Origin of the sequence: Natrinema sp. SYSU A 869 (genome assembly GCF_019879105.1) — an archaeon.
Taxonomy (GTDB): domain Archaea; phylum Halobacteriota; class Halobacteria; order Halobacteriales; family Natrialbaceae; genus Natrinema.
Genome location: NZ_CP082247.1, coordinates 397444 through 416999, shown reverse-complemented (window position 1 = coordinate 416999; position 19556 = coordinate 397444). Strand labels below are relative to the sequence as shown.

The window sequence follows — 19556 nt, the reverse complement described above, 5'->3', positions numbered from 1 at the left end:
ATATGATCCAGAGACTTCAGAATAGTCAGTGATTGTCAATTTTCAAATATATTATCGAATTACGAGAGTTTCAACTCGATGTAATTGGCCAGGTCGGAGTCAGCGAGCTGTCGACGTTCTGCCAGCGTGAGATCACCCAACCGGAGTCGGTCATCATCAAGGAGGTCGTCGACCAGCGGTCGGAGTTCAGTATCCTCGTAGACGCCGAACAGTTGCTCCTTAAGCGTCTCGAAGACGACTCGCATGTCCTCACCGTATTGGGCGGCCGTCTTCCGCCGGTCTGCATACGTCTCATTTGATTCGACGAAGACCTCCTCTTTCCAGTTCCAGTCGTCCAGTAACGTCTCGAGCGCCTGCAGTTGCGACCCGTCGATGCGCTGGACACGTTCGTTCAGTCGACGCATCGCAGTGGCCGTGTCCTGTCGATCGATCCTGAGCTGCTGGATCCTGTTCGTGATGCGAGTTTCTGCACGGTCGACCTGCTTCGAGAGCTCGTCGAGCTCCGCTTCAACCGTATCGTACTTGCCGGCTTCGAGCTTCTCGACGGTCGCTTCAACTGCGGCCTTGACATCGCTCTCAATCTCGATCGATTCTTCGAAGAACGTCTCGGCGATCGCCTGTTGCAACAGCGTCTCCTCCATCGTCATCGCTAGCGCCTCGAGTTCGTCTTCGAGGTGCTGCCGCCGGTACCGCTCGTACATCGACTCGAGTTGATCCTCGAACGTTTCTTCGCTTTCATCTTCGCCTGATCGGTCACTCGACATAGTGTTCAGCCACCTCCGTGAATTCCTCCCCGATCTGTCCCGGGCTGTCTCTTGTTTGCAACTGGATACTGCTGTACCGCTGGTAGACCGTCGAGTTAGCAAGCTTGATACTCGCCAGCGTTGCCTGAAGGGCCTCAAAGGACGTCCGCAGCCGGAGGTCTGTGGCAATCGCCGCTGCAGCCGCAGCGTCATCGATGGTCGATTGGCTCAGACGGAGGAACTGCTTGAGTGGTTCCATCACGTCCGGGCTCACGTCGTATGTATCGAGTTTCGATACAGTCTGTTCTACAGTATCAATCGAAAGCCCATCGAGGTTCGATGCGACGTCTTCAACGACCTCGTGCTGATATCGATTATCGATTTCCTCAAGTGCGCTTCGGGTATCATACGCCGTGTTCGCGAGGGTCTGTACGGTCGTCCCATCAGCGAACCGAACCCGGGTATCGATGTTATCAATATATGTCCGCGCTAGTGACGCGAGTATGTCTCGGGGTGAATTGCGCTTGAACCAGCGACGTACTTTGAGACGATCCAGATCCGAGCCGCTGACCCCGAACAGTTCACCGACCATCGTCTCGAGATGCGATCCTGCATCGACGAGATTACTGAGCGCCTCGTAGCTCTCGTGTTCTAGTTCCGTTTGCAACCACGAACTAATGTCATCGTCGATCGTATACTCACCATCGTCGAACCGATCGGCGAGCGCCTCCGCTGTAAGTCGCTGCCAAGGCGAATCGAGTAACACTACGTAGCAATACGCGCCGAGGAGGAAGTCGGCGAAATCGTATCGACCCTGTGCCTGTTTCTCGTAGAGGACACCGCTGTCTTGGAGGTACGTCCGTCGGACTTTGGCTCGCCAAGCCTGAGCGTAGCCGGTCAGTTGAGTACCACATTCCTGAAGTAACGCCTCATAGTCGGCGCTTCGGGGCGTCATGTCGCGTTCGATTCCGAACCGAAGGACGCTCCGCAGATCGGAGAGCCGGAACTCCGCCGGATCGATTACGATCTGATCCTCTCCTGGTGTCTCCTCGGTTATCGAGAAGACGAACGGTCGCTTCTGGCTGCTGAGGTTGTACTCAAGGTCGGTACCCTGATATAGCACGTAGCCGTCCGTAAGTCGCTTAATTGCATCCTCAAGGCCACGCTTTAGGTAGACAGTTGTCTGAGCGAACTTGTCGGGAACGTTCAACCACGACTCCAGAAGCGGCGCCTTGTCGGCAAATTCGTCATCGACTGGGTCCGTCTGTGGCGGGCCCGCCTCGTCGTCATCGCCATCGTCGTCATCATCGCCCCCGCCCGGCGGGTCTGTGATAATATCGATATCCGACGACGGCACGATGACGGTGTCGTCGGTCGCCTCAATCGGCCCGGGAAGGTCACCAGTATCGTCATCGGGTTCGACGAGGCCAAACGCCTCCGCAAATCGCCTGTCAACCTCGACTGTGTCGTCGATATCGTTCAGGTGCCCGTACCATCGCGCGAGATGCGAGAAGGCTTCGGCATCCTCGTAGACAGCGTCGGCAACGGAAACCCGATTTACCAGCGGTTTCAGCGCTTTTGCGTCCGACGGAGCGTCGATCTTCCCCTCGTAGTAGTCACTGAGCACATCGAAGATTGTCATGATGTACTCCCGCGGCGATCGACGGTCCTCGTCGAGTCCCACGAAGATACGCCTGAGGAAGTGTTCGTTGAAGGGGAACAAGTCCCGGAACTGTTCGTCACAGAGCCCGCAGTCGGCACACCTTGATTCGGATGGTGCCGCTTGTAACTCGAACGTCCCTGCTTCGTGGTCGCGATCGTAGTTCACGCTGCCGTCGAAGGACTTGAAGTAACCGAGGTACGGCCGGACGAAGTCGACAGCGCTCTCCTCGTCGAGAAAGAGGACGTTCTGTGAATCCGCCTCGTTGGTCTGGTAGAACTCGTAGCGGTCCTCGGCCGTCCGGCTGTGAAGTGGCCCGGTCGAGTCACGCGTTCCGGCGATGATGAAGTCCCACGTGTTCTCTGTCGAGTCGCTCTCGATGAATCGAGCCAGTTTCGCCGCTTCCATGGAAGTGACTGAGAAGTCCTCGAACACGATGACCGGTCGCGTATCAGTGAACGCCGCACCGACCCGTTTGAGGACCTCCGAGAGCGACGCCGTCTCGTAGCGGTCGCGGACGACGCGCCACATCTCCTCGTTAAAAATCTCGACTGCTTCCTCGACGGCCGTGGCTGTGAAGATCTGCAGGAAGTCGTTTTGTCGGTACTCCTGTTCGGTGACGAATGTCACCTCAGTAGCATACTGACCGCTCTCGACGAACAACTGGAGTTTGTCGCGGATGAAGTCGCGGACCTCGTCCTGCTGGTCTTCGGTAGCGGTGACATTGTAGCCGCGCTGGTTGAGGTTGAGAATCGTGTTCGAAACGGCGCTGTTCGCGACGACCTGAGGAATCGACTCGATATCGTCGCGGAGCTGCTGAAAATCCGCCGCACCATCCATCTCTTCACCAAACTGTTCGCGGTAAAATTCCGGGATCCGATCGCTCAGAAGCGACATCAGGTCGTCTTCCTTGTCCACGTGGAGTAGTGGCCGTCCGTCATCGCGAAGCTGGTGAGCGAGAGCGGCACAGAGTTCCGACTTTCCGGTCCCGACCTCGCCTTCGATGACGACAGCGAAGTTCTTCAGCCGGTCTTCGTCGAACTCATCGTAGACCTCGTCCTCCGAGACCACCTCTGACCGTCCCGCCGTCCGCCGGAAGACGTCGATACGTCGGTGGGTGAAATCGAATAGGTCGCGATTCTCCGAGCGAACGGCAGCGACCTTGCTGAACAACTGGTGGAGCGTCCGGTTGTCGACCTCATGGAGGTGAGGACAGGCGGCCTCTGCTGAGGACACCGGCGACTGCGCGGCATCGCTCATTCTGCCACCACCTCGAGTGTATTCGCCTCAGTGGCGATCCCATTGCGTTTGGGCGTCCGGGCGAGTGAGACCGCTTCTGCGTCGCCATACTCGACGATCCGGAGTCGGCCGTCACGCACCAGATTGTAGAGGACCCGCGCCAGCGGTGCAGGAACCTCGCCGCCGCTCGTCAGTTCGACGGGTAGGAGGTTCTCGCGCAGCCATCCGAGGTACTCGGTGATGCCGATATGCCCGTCAGTTCCGGTTTCCTCCACAGCGAGTGACACTGATGTTGCGATAATCTCGGAGTCAGGATAGACTGTGTGTTCTCGACCGCGAGCCTTGTGGACGAGTCCGAGGTAGTCTACGATGCGAGCCCAGTTGACGAACTTGTTCTCGTTGAGGTCGATCTCCCCCTGCGAGGACATCGGGACGTAGTTCTTCTCGTCCCGATGCCACGTGTTGATCGCGTCGTAGAGTACCTCGTCGTTGGCCTCGAAGTACTGTACGTCGTATTGGAGAAGGTACTGGTAGTTCAACAGCACGACCGCTTGCGTTCCCCAGTCGCCGGGCGTACACTCTCCCGCGAGAGAATGGAGGATAGCCATGCGAAACGCGAGCTGTGGGTCTTCGATAGCCCACGGCGGCTCGACGACATAATACTCACCGTCTTCGCGGCCGAGCAAACGGACGTATCGAAGTCCGTCGGTGGCCTGTTTGACTGCGTCGTCGTCAAGTCCAGTATCGTCCCCGATCTCTGTTTGTGTGACGTTCCCGTCCTGTACTGATTCGTACACCGGCCGTAACAAGGCCGGAGTCTGCAGTGCGTTGAGGATGTATCCTTCGCTCATGATTATAGATCGTATCTCGTTAGCCAGTCTGCGTATCGTCGGTCGATTGGCGATGCTGTCGGCTCGAGGTCGTTCGCAGCGAGTTTCGCGTCGCGGACCGTTGGGTCCCGACGAGCAGCCGCACGGTCGAACGTGCTCCCATCGGCGACGACCGCCTCATTCAGCGCGGTCGCTATCTTGCGAGCGGTGTCGCGGTCCCACTCGATTCGTCGTCGAAGCCAGCGAACCAGTTCGGGTAAGCCGCTCTCGGCGTCCAGCGGGACTGCTCCATACTCGTTCGGTCGGGAGAAGACGCTCGACAATGCGTCGTACAGTGGGAGATATGGTGCCTCCGGCAGTACCTCGAACAACTCGGTCGTCCCGGAGAGTGATTCGCCCGAAACGAGACGATATAGGTTCGCGTTGTCCTGGACGAAGAGGTTCTTCGTGTCCGAAAGCGGGAGCTCCCAATCGGCTTCCCGATACGCCGATTCGAATACCTCGTACACCGAGGTATAGGTCCCAAGCATGTCGACGAACGGCTCCTGATAAAGCGGCCGTCGAGCGCCCTGTGGCTCGAACAGCCTATCGTCAGTCAAGACGAACAGTTTGGACCCGCCCGCCGTGTACCGGTTGATGAGGAACTTGATCGTATAGGGAGTCTCCTCCTCGTAGTACTCGTTGGTGACGACACCGAAGTCAGGGGTTTCGTCCGGAATATCGAGGCCATTGCTGACGACGTGGTAGTCGTACTCGAGTTCGAAGTGCCGGCTTCCGCGGCCAAACTGACACCACGATGTGGGATAGGTGAAGTCGTCAATTCCCAGGTAATGGAGGGCGGGCAACCCCCGGAGCAACCCCCATCGCGAGTTCTCCCTTGGATCGTACATATAAACGATATCCGCATCCCGAACCCCATCGAGCAGTTGGTCTCTGATCACGGTGTGCCTCCAACGACAGCGGCGAGCGTCCGGCGGTCGAGCAGGTCGTTGTCGAGATAGTACGCCGGTGTTCGTGCGAGGAGGAGACACTCGTCGCAGTAATTGCGACAGCGGTCGCAGTCAGCGACTTCTCGGACGCGACGCTCGACGGCTGTCAGCCGGTCCATGACCTGCCACGTGATGCCGTTGCCGCCCTGTCGCGAGTCGACGATGTATACGACGACATCCTCGCCCGTTGTACTGGCCTTCACGCGGAAGTCGTCACGGTCACACTCGGCGACGATTGCGATTGCCTTTTCGAGGGCCTGCTCGAGACTGACCAGCGCCTGGGGCCACGAAACGGACTCGTGAACCGCCTCTTCGTAGCGCGCTCGGACCTCGGTTTCGTCGAAACGGATCGCGAGCCCTTGCGTGAAGTACTGCTGGCCGACCGGCCGGTAGAGTTCCTCCTCGACGTCCTCCATCCGATCCTGCCATGAGCCTCCGGACGAGCCGCCGGCCTCGTCGCGCTCGATGACCGCTTCGGACCGCAAGACGTCCTTCTCACTGCCTCTGGTGTGCCACCGTTCGAAGGCGTAGACGAAGTCAGTCACCTCCAGTTGGCCGTACGTGAGCCGAGCGTCCATGTCGAAGATCGTCCGGTCGTCAGTCATCTTGACCGCCGTGTCGGCGGTCGGCTCTTCGATGAACGTCGACTGGAGCCCGCGAGTCGTGTACCCCTTCTGGCCGCCGCGAGCGGCCTTACACTCGACGGAGCTGACGCCGTGTATCGGTGTCTCAACTACCTCCGAACCGCAGTGCGGACACGTCTCGACGGCGGGCCGATAGCTCTGGAACGGTCGTTCGCAGTCGTCGTTATCGCAGATAGCGACGGTCGTCAGCGGTGTCGACGTCCCGTGGACATCGTCGACGATGTAGTCCGTGCCGTGTAGCGTCATCACCGAACCGAGGTCGTTCTCCTCTCCCGGGAACATGTCGTAGAGCCGGCCCTCACTCTCGAACTGGATGCCATCGTTGGCTCCGGTGAACTTGACGGGGAACTGCTGGCCGAACGACCGGTAGTTGGCGAGATATCCCAGTCGCTGAAGCCACTGGTCAAGGCGACCGTTCTGCTCCGTCAGCGACTTGTTGGTCTCGCCCTCACCGGACATGCCCGTCAGCTTCGAAAATGTCTTCTCCATACGGTTGTCCAGCGACAGCGGCCCGTCATCCTCGAATACCTGCTCGAAGGCCTCGACACCGCGGTCGCCGAAGACCGATTCCACGTGAGCTACGACGGCCTCCCGGCGCTCTTCGAGCATGAACTCCCGAAGGATATCAAGCTGATTTGTTACGGAATTGATGAAGTTGACCAGGTTCTCCTTGTTTTCATCGATAGTGTACATCTTCTCGAAGACGTTGCTCTCGTGGGGATTCCGAGCGAGGTAAGCGAACGTCTCGGTCACGACGTGGCCTGCCAGAAGTTCGTCGAAGTCGTACGGGTCCGGGACGCGAACCGGCTCAAATTCCCCGAGGAACGTCTCGAGGTTGCCATAGTAGTGGCTGTCGACCGGATGGTTCCCGCGGATGGCGGTGACGACGAGCGAGGAGCTCCCACGGGTACGACCAGTACGACCGCTGCGCTGGACGTAGTTTGTCAACGTCGGTGGGATGCCGACCTGTGCAACGGTGTCTAACGTACCGATGTCGACACCCAGCTCCATCGTCGGCGTGGCACTGACGATGTTGACGTCGGGGTCGTCCTTCCGGAACCCTTCCTCGATCGCGCCTCGAAGGGAGTGCGGAATGTTGCCCTTGTGGATCCCGACAGAGACGTACTCCGGAATAGCACCGTTACGTATCGGTCGCGTCACATCGTGAGACCAGTGATCGATAGCGTACTCCCACTCACTCGCAGCGTCCGCGTATCCCGGATTGGCAACGAAGCCGTCGTCGGTCTCGCTGAACCGCCGATAGGTCTTCAGCGACGCCTCGCAATGGGGACACGTCGATAGTGCATCGCCGTCGGCCATCACTGGATATGAACGATAACACTCGGCACAGAAAGCCGCTCGCGGCAGTAGGACGAGATCGCTATCGTCGCGCTGCGGGATCCGTGTGAAGACGCCGCTTTCCGGGTCCGCTATCAGTTCGTGTTCGATCGCCGTCTCCCTAGCAGCCTCGATGAAGTCGAAGACCTCATCTTTGGCAGCTTCACCCTGTGTGGAGGACTGAATCGTCTCTCTGACCTCGTCCCACGTAACTTCACTGACGACGCCGACGTCAAGCAACGTCTGCAGGACTGAATCGAGGTGGTGATCGATTAGCGATCGGTCATACCCAGTCCGCGAGTCAAGGCGGTCGAGAATCTTCCCGCGAGTCAATCCATCGAACCGCATTCGCTGCTTGGAGAACGACGGATTCGACGAGCCAGCGAACAGCGAGTACAGTGCGTGGCCCACGAGGAGTTCCTCGAGACTGTCGGCATCGTAAATCGGTGCAGCGGTCACGAGCGCGCTGTCCAGCAGGTGATCACAGTTGGACAGCATCGCGTGGGCCTCAATGTCGTCGAGCAGTGTCCGCAGGAAGTTGTAGGCCGTGCCGTCTTCATTGACGTCGTTCTGAATGAGCGGATCCCAGTACTCCTCGCGGAGGCGGTCGGACACTGCCCGAAAGAGTTCGTAGTTATCGGCACGACCGCCCCGGTCGATGAGTTCGTCGATGTAGAGCGTTTCGGCCATCAGCCCGTATTCCGTGTCGATGATACGATCACCGACGGACTCCGCAGTACTTCGGGAATCGGAGAATACGAGCGTCTTCTTCGATGGCGAGACGCGACACAACTCGGTCAGCATGTACGACAGCAGTGACGCGGTCGGTACACCGACATCAGTGAGCTGTGGTGAGCCGTCACAGCCTGGACACTGGCCGCCGGCCGCGGTCGTATCGACTGCGTCAGCGCCGACGGGGACGAATGATGAATCGCCCAACGAGTCACTTCCAGACGCTTCACCACCCCCCGACGGATCGGTGGACGGAATTTCGACATACGGCTGGTGACAACGACGACAGAACTGCATCTCCGGCAGGTCCGCCCTGCAGTCGGGACACCGACTATCGCGTGCGACACGCTCGCAGTCCCGACACCAGAACACCTTGTGTGGCGGCTTCAGGAAGGAGTGATATTTTTCCGTCACGACACCAGCGAGCCGTCCGAAGGCCATAACTGCCTGAAGGATCCCCGCCGGGTCATCGAGGCCGGCATCGGCCAACTGATCGACGAGATCATCGTAGTGCTTGAAACCGACCACACCGGTCGTATCCGTGTCGAACCACGCCGCGAACTGTGCAACTTCCGGGACCGATGCCATGACAAACTCGAACCAGCCCGACTGAGTCCCGCTGGCAGCTACCACCGAATCGACGATCCGGTCGCGTCCGCGTTCGGTAGTGACGACCGTCGCAGCGTCGGGGTAGGTCTCATCGTCATTATCGACAGTACGTTCGATAGCGTGATCAATCGGTCTCGTTACCCAGTCACCGGCCGTGTCTGTGAGCCTGACCGGGTCTGTTCCTGTTACCAACCCTACCGCACGGAGTGTCGCGAGGGCGTTCTCGAGGTCGAACTCCGATGCAAGCATCGATTCGTCGACATCGAGGACGTGAACGAGTGCCAGCGCCGAGATGAGTTCGTCGACCTCACACGGCTGGAGACGGCCGAAGTCAGCTGTTCCTCGTGCGTCGAAGTCGCGTGCACTGAATTCGACCGTATTAATCGTCTCTTCGTCGGAGCCGGTCAGGTCGGAAGCCAGTTCCGTGGGGTTATCGACCGTCGCCGAGACCATCGTGATCTGGGGATCACGCTCCACATAGTAGGATTTGAGTCGGCGAGAGAGCAGCGAGATAGCCGCACCCTGGATGCCGCTCCAGACGTGGGCCTCGTCGAAGACGACGTGTTTGAGCGGTACATCTCCCGGTTGATCGCCGAGAATCGACCGCGTCTCCTCGTTGTCGCTAACGAACATGTAGTCGAGCGCTTCCGGCCCGGTCAGCAAGATATCGACGCCGCGTCGGATACTTTCGCGTGTCACTCGGAGCCAGGGATACTGGTGATTATTCGTCCCGACGCTCATCTCGCCGAGGATCTTGAGTTTCTCGCCCTCCTCACGAGGGCACTCCAGTCCACGGACGTACGACCCGACTTCGATTTCGTGGTCCCGTGTGCCCACACGGGAGGGCGTATCCGAGTCCCAGATGCCGATAGTGATCCGATCATCGGGATCACGTCGTCGGTTGATCTCGTCGAGATACGAGACGAACCTATTGAGCTGGTCGACGCCCAGCGTCTTCATGGGATAGAGAACGATCGACTTCAATCCCTGTTCGTCCGTCGAGAGGCAGTGGTCGAGGATCGGTAGAAAGAACGCCTCGGTCTTTCCTGTCGCCGTCGGAACAGACAGAATGTTATCTTCGTTATTTGATTCGATAGCCGATATTGTCTCGGCCTGGTGCTGGTAGAGCGAACCTGATGAGTCACCACCGAACAGTTCGGCAGTAATAGCGTCGATGATGTGATCGTGATAATCGAGTCCCGAGAGGAAGTCGGCTGCAGTCTGGTCGTGAAATTCCGGAGCGTCGACAAACTCCACGTACGGGCCCTTACGTTCGATAATATCGTCTTCGACGAACTGCTGAGCATTATCGACGCCATCGACATCCGTCAGTTTCGTCATCTGGCGGTTCCACCACGTCACTTCTGCGGCTCTGTCAACGGCGGTATCGAGCCTGTCTCTTGGTGCGTTCATCGTGTTGAATTGATTACTGATGTATCACAATTGCGGATAGTTAATTCTCCCGGCTAGCGACGCCAGTATGTATCGAAAGGTCGACCAACCGACTATCGAGTGTCGAGACATCCATCCCATCGAGCGTTGCGGTCGCAGCCGGTGTCTCGTCGCAATTAGGTTCGTGGTAGAGCAGTTTCCAGAATTTCTGTTTGGCGTTTTCGCCGGTGTCAGTTGGCCCAACTCAAACAGGGCCTTCGACGCAACGATGACCACCTACTGTCTATACTGCTGGCGCCGACGTTGAACCGATTGAGGTCAAGCAGGAAGTCAGCGAGAGCATTTCCATGCCCCTGATTACCGGCCCTCATGTCCCGCTCACCGCTTTGAAATTTCTCGGCGGTGTCGATCTGAACATGGCACACGAGTGTATACCGAAATCGCGCCGTTGCAGGCAAACCGTCAACACGACGACGGTGCGCTCCAGTTGTAACGAGCCGCTCTCGCTCGGGGAACTTATCGAGCCACCGCCGGTTGGGAATTCATCGATACTCATCGTGTGGTCGCACCGTCTGGTATGTGACAGTCAGTATTCTGGTGTGCCACAACTATTTAAATATGCAACCGACTAGCACACCGGCCTTGACTGTCAAGCGGACCTATACGAAATCTGCCGCCTCCCGATCTAGATACTCGACAAGTTCTTGCGTGTTACTTGAGCGGAAGAATTCAGTGAGTTGCATTGCCTTCGGATCGCGGGGAAGGACGGTCCCACGGCCGTACTGATCGAAGGCGTCCTCGATGACTTGCCGGTAGGTCTTGCTCGTCACGTAGCCGACAACATGGTCGAACTGATCGCTGTGCCGCTCGAGATATGCGACGAGACGATCGGTCACGAGTTCGATTTGTGCGTGATCCTCCTTGGCAAGAACGTACTCGTACTCGAGAACTGGCTGTTCAGATTCACATTCCTCTGGGACCGGGCCGTACATTCCCGAGAGAGTGACCTTGTGGATGTCGTCGCGGCGGTCACCAATTTTGTCCATTAACACAGAATGCGTTCGTGACTCCGAGTACGGTTTCTGTTGACTACATGGAACGACGAGGAGAACGTTTCTGTCAGCTGGAGGTTCGTAGTCTCGCGCAAGCACATCGAAGTCGTTGGGAGTGTGCTGTAGCGAAATCGTACGGTTCTCTGTCGTCTCGTCGACGCCAGCACCGAACTTGGAAAGTTTCGACTGATCGCTCGTGATATCGATCCCTGCAATCAAGTCGTACGCTCCACGCTCCTCGATATCGCGTTGGAGTCCCTGGTTACGAAGCTGGGCCTGCTTGAGCCCCTTCTTGATATCGTCGGCCTGTCTGGCGAACTCGATGACGTAATCCAGAAGTGTTCCCTGCCTGATCTGGTCGCGGACTCGCGAGAGCTCCTCGTTGTAGACTTCGAAATTGTGTCGCGCGAGATGGCCGTAGTAGTCACTTTTGATGTATTGATCGTTGTCCTTCCGGCGCTCTCGCTCGTCATAGGACATATCACTGTTGAGGATTTGCATCATCTCCTCGTAGCTCTCGACCTCACTGTCGGGACCACAGAGCGTACAGTTGCTCATTTCGCAGGGGAACTCGCCGTCATCGCCGAGATGAGACTCTAAATCATCGAGTTCGATGGTTTCCCACTTGTCGGGGAGAAGGTACTTTCGATACTGGGCAGTCTGCATGTGACTGGAACAGTCGAAGGAGTCGACGCCGAGAAGCGCGAGCAGCGATACCTGTTTTCCCCCGACACCGAAGACGTGAACCCCCACCTCGTCTGCGCGCGATGTTGGGATGGCATCTTTCGCCCCCTGAACGATATCGACCAGAACGTCGATACTGCTCCGTAAGGGCACGAGTGACCCGATCGCGAACCCCTCGAACGCGTGCTCGAGGCCGGCGTCGTCAACCTGCTCAAGGAAGTTCCCGACGTACCAGTTTATCGTCTCGTAGTCGTGGCCGTGGAGTGCGATGAAGACGCCGGGCTCGTCCCCTTCGGCCTTCCGCCGCTCGAGGTGCTGTCTGGCTCGCTTGTTGTCGTTCTGGCCATCCGTTAGCAGCGACGGATCTTCGACGATCCGTAGGCAGTCCACGGCGCTTTCAATACTGCGTTCCATCCGCTCGAATTTCTCCTCTTCGTTGAGCTTCGGCGGAATCGGATAATCGAGCGTGGCGATAATGTCGCTGCCGAAATCCAGTTGTAGTCCGAGGATGCTCGCAGGATTCGTATACAGTCCCCAGTCGTTCTCGGCGCCGCCTTCGGTTGGAGCCTTACCGAAGGTGTTAGAATTCATCAGTTTGAATCCGCCGGAGTCGATGAATACGGGGGCATCGAGGTTGTCGAATCGTTCGTGGAACGTCTCGGCTCGCCAGAATTCGTTTAGATTCCCCGGAGAGACCCCGTAGTCCGTGAAACTCATCGCCTGAAACATGATCCCCTGAAGATGATCACGCGAGATGAGATTGTCTCGCATCCGTCTCCAGACACCGCCCGATTCAGTCGTGGTTCCACCAATGAGATTGATTACCGGGAAGAGCACTGGCGTCTCGACCGGCCCATGTGGGATGTCGAGTTCGCCCAAACGGCCGTACCCGTCGTCACCGACCGACGTTACCCGAAAATCTGCCATTAATCACACCTCGGTACTCGACAGTCCTTGATAGGTTCTTCGTCTCTCGAACAATCCCTCCAAGATTTGTATCATATTTCTCAGTAATCACCAGTCCCGATTGCCTATCGGCTCCCGACCGTTGCTCTGATAAGCTGGACGCGTTGCGCTGAGACGTCCTCTACCGCTTCGAGCTCCTCATCCGTAGCAGTCTGAAGATCAACCAGACGTTCATAGCCTGCGTTGCGCAATGCCTCCGCGACTGAATCAGACACACCACGGACATCTTCAACCGGCGTTGAGGAGGACTCTTCTGATTCTGATTGTGGAGAGGTCGACCCGGAGTCATCTTCTATCGCCGTTCCGACCTGATCCGCTGTCGCCAACTCACCCGATACCTCATCGCCGTTCGTATCAGATGCTTCGTCCACGAGGACGGGTGGTTCAGTCGGGAATTCATCGAGAAGTGCCCGAGCTCGTTCGAGTTCCGCCTCGGATTCGACGAGTACCGGCAGCGGAACCTCGCTTTCGGGTGCGACGGGTATGACCCACGACGAGAGCTCCGAAAGCGAGTCATTGAGAAGCACCGTAACCGCACTAGAAGTGTGGTGGACGGAGACGAAATTGAAGTCAGTCACGCGGTCGCCCGTCCCGTACTTCTCCCGATAGTTATGAATCGAAATCTCGCTTCGATCTACTTGCTGCTTCCCGTAGCCGATCTCTTGATCGCCGTAGCCCGTTTCGGTAATGATCGACCGAACATCCACGATCCAGCGGCTCAGAGGATCCGAATCCGGGATATCCGATTCAGCAGACTCGAGTAGAGCCTTGTGGATAATGCCGAGGCTGCGGAACGCGTCATAGTACTCGGCGATCGGCGATACACCGTCATCGACATCCGCTTTCGCTTCGATTTGGCCATCCGCACCGCTTTCGTCGACAGCATCTCCATCCTCGACGGTTTTGCCCACGTCAGTTGACCCCCCAGCTTCATCCGAACAGTTTCCATCGCCACTTGTGAAGCCGTCGACTTCGGAATTCGGATCCTGCGTAGAAACGGGTGCATCGGTTCCATCGTCGCTGGTCCGACCAACTCGCCCGGTATTCGCTTCGTTCCGGACAGAGGGCTGTGCCTCGTCGCCGAAGGCTGCGGAGAACCAGTCCGTGGCAACAGCAGGACTGTCACCCTCACTTTGCTCGTCGATCGCGGCCGCGTAAGCTGATTCAATGACGGTGGACTGGTTATCACCATAGATACTCACTCCCCCTGCTGTTCGAGCGCGACGACATCCGACTCGATACCGTCCTCGATACCAATCGATGGCGGTTTGAGAATACCGTCAGTGTCGGGCTCGAGTACCTGTCCAAAGAACTCCGCGACGGTCCGGACGAACGACTCGCCATCGGGCTCGATAGTTGCATCGGCCGGCGGAACGCCAACCACGTGGTAGAACTCAACGGTGTCTTTCCCACCAGCGTCTCGGAGGAGCCGCCCCAGACGCTGGACAAGCGACGCGTTGACGCCGCTACCGGGACGTGCAATGTTGATTCCAACTTCAACGGACTGGATGTCGTTGCCCTGTCCGATGCGCTTGCCAGGACCAATGAGAACCTTCTCGTCTGTGTCGACCTCGTCAAATGCACGAATAGTGTCATCATGGTCTGTCGCAGACCCGCCAGCTTTGAGTCTCTGGACGTAGCGGTCATCGTCCCGATCGTACAGTGCTTCCCAGATTTCCTTGGCTTCGCCGTACGACCGCGTGAGTACGAGTACTGGGCGTTCCTCTGCAAGTGCTTCTTCGGCAGTCTCGATAACGGGTTTGAGGTCGGCCCTGAGGTTAAGCCGGTGGATGGTCCGGTTGCTTATGCCGCCCGCCAACAACTCGAGCGAGTCCGTCGGTGCGGTGCCATCGTCGTTGGATTCTCGCAGTCCCTTGGCAAGTGCTGATCCAGAGACGTATTCGCCGGCCATCGTCGACACCTCGTCTTCCGTGAGTTCGGGCGCGATATCGGCGAGTGCGTCCGGTTCGAGCCGGTAGCTACCTGCGTCGTAGTCTGCCACTTGATCGAAACGCTCCGCCGTCTCTCGGAACTGGGTGAGCGCGTCGGAGTCGGTGATATCGGTAAACGAAAGCGTCCACTCGAAGTCGGGAATAACACCGTCGGCGAGTGCGAGTTCATGCGTGTACCGGTAGACGAGCGGGAACGGTCGGTCGGATTGTGAGACCAGTGACTCCAGCTGGTCGGTGACGCTCCCGGTCAGTGCGAGAATCGGGCACGGCGACTCCACGAACTTGAGCAGGTGGTCGCCCCAGCCGGATCGACCCGAGTAGTTGTGCACCTCGTCGAAGATTGCTAATCGGTAATCGCTCGGGTCAACGTCGGCCAGACTGCTCGCCGACCGAATATCGATCTGCCCCCACGGGAGCTGGATTCCAGTTTCATCAACAGTCGTAAACGCCGGCGGCGTGTGACAGTGGTCCTGAAACAGTCGCGCCCACTGCACGCTGAGCAGGTCGTCGGTGGTGACGATGAGTACATCGTTCGGACGATCACGGTAGGGTTCGGGAAGGTCACCATTGAAAATGTCGTCCAGCCGCTTCTGGTCGGCTGGATGGAGTGAGCCCGAGTCAACGGCGTGCGCAACAGCGGCCAGACCGAGCACCGTCTTCCCTGTTGCCGTCGCCATGTCGACGTACGCGTTCATATCATGGTGCAACCAGAGGGCAAGACTCTCGAGTTGGTGATCCCAGAGTTCGGTCGTTAGATCCAGCGACGCGAGTTTCGTCGTGAGTGTCGCTGGATCCTCTGGTTTAGGGAGTGCCCATTCGACCATCCGCGCGAGTTCTGGAACTGTTGTAAGTTCGGCTACCAGTTCACGGGGTGTCTCCGTATCTGCGCGCAACTGCTGAGCGAGTTCTGCGTTCTGTTCGGTGGCCTGTCGCTGGATGGTACGTGTAATGATCCGTGAAAGGATTTCGCCAGGTGGCACATCTCGGCGATCAACGTCTTTGAGACCGTCTCGAAGACCGACAAACTCGACGAGGAGGTTCCCTAACCGGAAATCGTCGGGCAACGCCGACTGTCGTGCCCTATCGCCAGTCAGAGCTGCAATTCCCCTGAGGTAGTAGTCCCGGGCCGCCTGTTCTAGATCGTAACCATCGGTCAGATATTTCGTGCTCGACGATCCCAGTCCAATGGCGTACTCGCCAGTGGTGAGACGGCCTGCAACGTAGTCAATACGGCCCGGCCACTCCGATTTGTCAAGCCCACTGAGCAAATCCGACTTGAACGCTGCTCCGCTGTCCATCTGTTTCTCGAATGGACTAGTGTGATCGTTCGCCATAGCCTCTAAAAATGAACGTGCGGCGTGATGATTTCCCACACAGGTTGTTGCGCTGTTGTTGCCAGTGATACCACATATAGGTTTGTGCCACTGATTGAGACAGTGACAACCCCCAGGAGAGTGACAACATTATAGCGCGTGCGAGTGACGCACCGCCACTGTAATCGAACTGCGTCAATGCAATCATCGCACTCAACCAGTAAGTCGATGATATATAAATTGAAGTTTCGCTCAGTTACATTGGCGGATCGCCGATAACACGGGGTGCATCCGCGGGAATCGAAAGTGTAAATTCGTGATTGTTGTCGTAGTTGATGGACCGAATCTCCGTTTCGTCGGGAAGCGGTTCCGAGAGGATCAAATATCTAACTTTACTGCCCGACGGAATATCCGTCCATCCGTTACTAAACTTGTAGTGGGGTGGGAGAATTCCCGATGGGAGTTCTCGTCTAGGGCTCTCAGCGTACTCGTATACGAAGTCGTCTTGGCCAATTAGCGCGAACTCATCATCGTAGATTCGCAGTTGTTCGTCGGTCTTGTTCTCGATTGCTAGATAAACGACGGTTCGTCGTTTCGAATTCATGTTCCCCCCAACCTCTGAAACATCGAATGTCCCATCGTATGCGAGTAACTCGGCTCGTACCGTGTCTGACTCCCCAACAATATCCCCTGTCTCAATCCAGTTTTCGTCATATTCTGTCTGTGCGGTGGCATCTTCTGAGCTCGAACTATTCCCTGCTATCGTCTCGTCTATCTCGTCGATGAGTTTGTCAAGTTCTGCATCGTTGTCTTCCATACCCAACCAACATCGAATAGAGGATATTAATTCATCGATCAACCAAATTTCGGCCGTCATCACTGCGAACAGAGTGGAACCGTAGCACAGTTGAAATGAGTGAGTATAGCAGTGGCTAGATCATCATTTGTTGATTTCGAGTTTTCATTAGGCGATAGGAGCTGGGATCGCTGCTTATGTCAGTAACCCAATCATTTTTGATGTTTGACGTATTTCGGGCGAAGAATCACTGGGCTTGGAGTCCACTGACCAGCAATTGACTCTACTACTCAAACCGACTTGAGGACCAGATATGACCGCTTGCGCGTCCATGAGTGTCGTCCATCGCGATGAGAACGTCACGGACTGCCTCCCAGAGTTCGTTTCGGCTCCTCTCAGAGAGGTGGACCGACTCCTAGACAGTCGTTTTAACCGTTGATTGAGGGAGTTCTTGCGGGATGAACGTCTCTCGGTTGATCATCGCGCCAACAAGAGCGAGATACTCATCATACGTTGCAACGAGCGGCACTGTCTAGTTACTCAATTCCGACGTATAGAAGGGTTTCAGAGCTGCTACAGCATTACGGGTGAGATCTGAGATTGTCACTGCTTATGAGAAATTTGCTGAAGCAGCCGAATTGTCGCTGCTCGTGGAACAGAGTCCGTCTCTGTCAGATCCAATATGGCAGTTTTACAGCCGATGCCGTCACTTCATTACCTTCCCGTATTGCGGTTTCTCTTATCTAGACAGTGCCCAACGAGCCATAACATATCGTAGACGGTCGGACTATACTTCGTCGGTGGCTGCAGGAGAATATCCGATAAGAATTCGAGATCGGAAGGTGTGAACTCCTGTTGGAGCAACTGATATTGCCGGACATGCCCCGCTAGAGTTAACTCTCAAACAGGACCCGGTAGCGAGTCGCGAGTCTCACGAGCCCAATGGCGGTGTTCTGGACTAAAATAGATCGTATGACCCCCTGTCGCAGCTGACTTTGAAGGGATGAGTCGCAGGCTCTCGATTTCATGGTCGCACATGAAGTGTTGTGGCTGCGTTTCGAGTTCGTCCCTAAACAGTGGGCCCTCAAGTAGTAGTGTAACAGGATAGTCCGTTTCAATGCTCATTTGACACGAATTACCGGACAATCTACATAGTTTTTCGGGGTTACTTGGTTTCCACGTCGATATCAGCAGACTAGCGTAGTATAGATAGGTGCTTGTAGTGGTCCTTACTCACCGCTGGTATTGGAATATCGCTACTCGGGGAGGTACGGGACGTTCTCTGGGTACGGATACTCGGTCTTCAAATGGCTCATCACTTTTTCCGGGTAGGGTTTCCAACTTGGCTCCGTCTCCATCTGGTCAGGCCAATACATATCGAAAATTGACCTAATATCGAACACATTTGCAACTCTAACTTTCGCTGCATCAGTGCCCTTTTTCGAAAGAGTTGGACGTTTAGCCCCGGCTTCCTTGAACCATTCTTGTAATGTTTCGGCTCGTTCTATGCTGTCTATAGATATATTCCATCCCTGTGTCGAGAAGTATCCTGCTGACTCGAGATAGCCACGGACGAACGCAGAACGGTATTCCGATTTCTTGAAAGAGGGAAAACCAGCAATATCGTCGTCCGAGAGAGGGTAACCAGCGGAAATGAGATTTTCCACAAAATTGGGATTAGAGATGTGGAGTTGCACTGTGTCCTGTTGATTCGGTGCGTCCTCTTTCGAATGCTTATTGATCTGATATTCACTCTCTATAGCAGTAGCGAACTCTCTCACGAAGTAATCTTTTGACTCTGCTCGTCCCACATTGAGAGCTTTATTGTCTGTCTGGCCATTTTTCTGCAAAGAAGATCGGGCAAAAAGAGCGCCAAGCCAGTAAGATTTTTCTACAGAATCAATTTGCTGGAAATAGCTCTCGTCAATGGAAACCACAGTTCCTCGTTGCCACGTTTCGAGACCAGCTTCTCTCTTTGCTTCATTCCATGTCCCAAACGCACGACGGATTGTAGAGGCGGAGGTTTTCAGACCCAGTGAGTTATATTCGCTAATAGTCGGTGATTTGCCAAGCTCATCAGCCGAATGCTGTAAAATTTGTAATAGTTCCTGTTTTTGTCCAGCGTTGAGTTCCTCCGTAACTTCGGACGGGTCTTCAGGAAGTTCCTCATTGATGATGCCATCAATTTCCTTTAAAATTTTCTCTGTCATTTTGAGTTGACCAACTAATAGTGTATACCTGGTTATCCACCGATACAATTAAATTTTGATCGTTGCATATTGTGTGTTCAATTGATATATGCACAGTGAGATAGGGGTTTAGCGACAGCAGCCCCGTCTTGTTATATGAGAAAATTTTTCCTTAGTCTGATAGACCATTTAAACAATCTCCAATCGGAAGCGCCCTGATGACGATTCCGTTTATCGCATCTTCTCGTAATTTCGTCGTGCGTGACCTTCCGACGAGAAGGGTAAGTATTACCGGGCGAAACATCTCGTTAGTATCAATGAACGGGTCCACGTGGCTGATACCGTACCGTCAGACAGGTCGAAGGAAGAGACAGCAGCGGAGTTGAAACACGGGATAGCATGAACCAAAAGAATTCCACAGGTACTCG

General features: G+C 56.1%; 10 protein-coding genes. All 10 read right to left on the bottom strand.

Features of this window, described 5'->3' with window-relative positions:
* Positions 1 to 59: 59 nt before the first annotated feature.
* Entirely contained in the window at positions 60 to 764 is a 705-nt protein-coding gene (locus K6I40_RS01850) for a hypothetical protein (RefSeq protein WP_222913492.1), read from the bottom strand.
* The gene (locus K6I40_RS01845) at positions 754 to 3663 is read right to left on the bottom strand and encodes an ATP-binding protein (protein ID WP_255681428.1); all 2910 of its coding nucleotides are present in this window, start codon (positions 3661 to 3663) and stop codon (positions 754 to 756) included. The genes K6I40_RS01850 and K6I40_RS01845 overlap by 11 nt, the downstream gene beginning before the upstream one ends.
* Positions 3660 to 4493: a hypothetical protein gene (locus tag K6I40_RS01840; RefSeq protein WP_222913491.1), complete on the bottom strand. Its 834-nt coding sequence runs from the start codon at positions 4491 to 4493 to the stop codon at positions 3660 to 3662. Before K6I40_RS01840 ends, K6I40_RS01845 begins: the two co-directional genes overlap by 4 nt.
* A 2-nt stretch (positions 4494 to 4495) precedes the next feature.
* On the bottom strand, positions 4496 to 5413 hold the full coding sequence (locus tag K6I40_RS01835) for a hypothetical protein (RefSeq protein ID WP_222913488.1): 918 nt from the start codon (positions 5411 to 5413) through the stop codon (positions 4496 to 4498).
* Positions 5410 to 10125, bottom strand: coding sequence for a DEAD/DEAH box helicase (locus tag K6I40_RS01830; protein ID WP_222913486.1), 4716 nt, complete (start codon positions 10123 to 10125; stop codon positions 5410 to 5412). Before K6I40_RS01830 ends, K6I40_RS01835 begins: the two co-directional genes overlap by 4 nt.
* A gap of 710 nt (positions 10126 to 10835) precedes the next feature.
* The gene (locus tag K6I40_RS01825) at positions 10836 to 12839 is read right to left on the bottom strand and encodes a tRNA-guanine transglycosylase (RefSeq protein ID WP_222913484.1); all 2004 of its coding nucleotides are present in this window, start codon (positions 12837 to 12839) and stop codon (positions 10836 to 10838) included.
* 104 nt (positions 12840 to 12943) lie between these two features.
* Positions 12944 to 14080, bottom strand: coding sequence for a hypothetical protein (locus K6I40_RS01820; protein ID WP_222913482.1), 1137 nt, complete (start codon positions 14078 to 14080; stop codon positions 12944 to 12946).
* On the bottom strand, positions 14077 to 16164 hold the full coding sequence (locus tag K6I40_RS01815; protein WP_222913480.1) for a hypothetical protein: 2088 nt from the start codon (positions 16162 to 16164) through the stop codon (positions 14077 to 14079). Before K6I40_RS01815 ends, K6I40_RS01820 begins: the two co-directional genes overlap by 4 nt.
* Positions 16165 to 16399: 235 nt before the next feature.
* Positions 16400 to 16960, bottom strand: coding sequence for a hypothetical protein (locus K6I40_RS01810; RefSeq protein ID WP_222913478.1), 561 nt, complete (start codon positions 16958 to 16960; stop codon positions 16400 to 16402).
* Positions 16961 to 18195: 1235 nt separating this feature from the next.
* Complete coding sequence (locus K6I40_RS01805; protein ID WP_222913477.1) at positions 18196 to 19149, bottom strand: hypothetical protein; 954 nt, start codon at positions 19147 to 19149, stop codon at positions 18196 to 18198.
* Positions 19150 to 19556 lie beyond the last annotated feature (407 nt).

Bases quoted from the DNA above. Each gene is read 5' to 3' on its own strand.
- K6I40_RS01850 (WP_222913492.1), bottom strand. From the start codon at position 764: ATGTCGAGTGACCGATCAGGCGAAGATGAAAGCGAAGAAACGTTCGAG.
- K6I40_RS01845 (WP_255681428.1), bottom strand. From the start codon at position 3,663: ATGAGCGATGCCGCGCAGTCGCCGGTGTCCTCAGCAGAGGCCGCCTGT.
- K6I40_RS01840 (WP_222913491.1), bottom strand. From the start codon at position 4,493: ATGAGCGAAGGATACATCCTCAACGCACTGCAGACTCCGGCCTTGTTA.
- K6I40_RS01830 (WP_222913486.1), bottom strand. From the start codon at position 10,125: ATGACGAAACTGACGGATGTCGATGGCGTCGATAATGCTCAGCAGTTC.
- K6I40_RS01825 (WP_222913484.1), bottom strand. From the start codon at position 12,839: ATGGCAGATTTTCGGGTAACGTCGGTCGGTGACGACGGGTACGGCCGT.
- K6I40_RS01815 (WP_222913480.1), bottom strand. From the start codon at position 16,164: ATGGCGAACGATCACACTAGTCCATTCGAGAAACAGATGGACAGCGGA.
- K6I40_RS01810 (WP_222913478.1), bottom strand. From the start codon at position 16,960: ATGGAAGACAACGATGCAGAACTTGACAAACTCATCGACGAGATAGAC.
- K6I40_RS01805 (WP_222913477.1), bottom strand. From the start codon at position 19,149: ATGACAGAGAAAATTTTAAAGGAAATTGATGGCATCATCAATGAGGAA.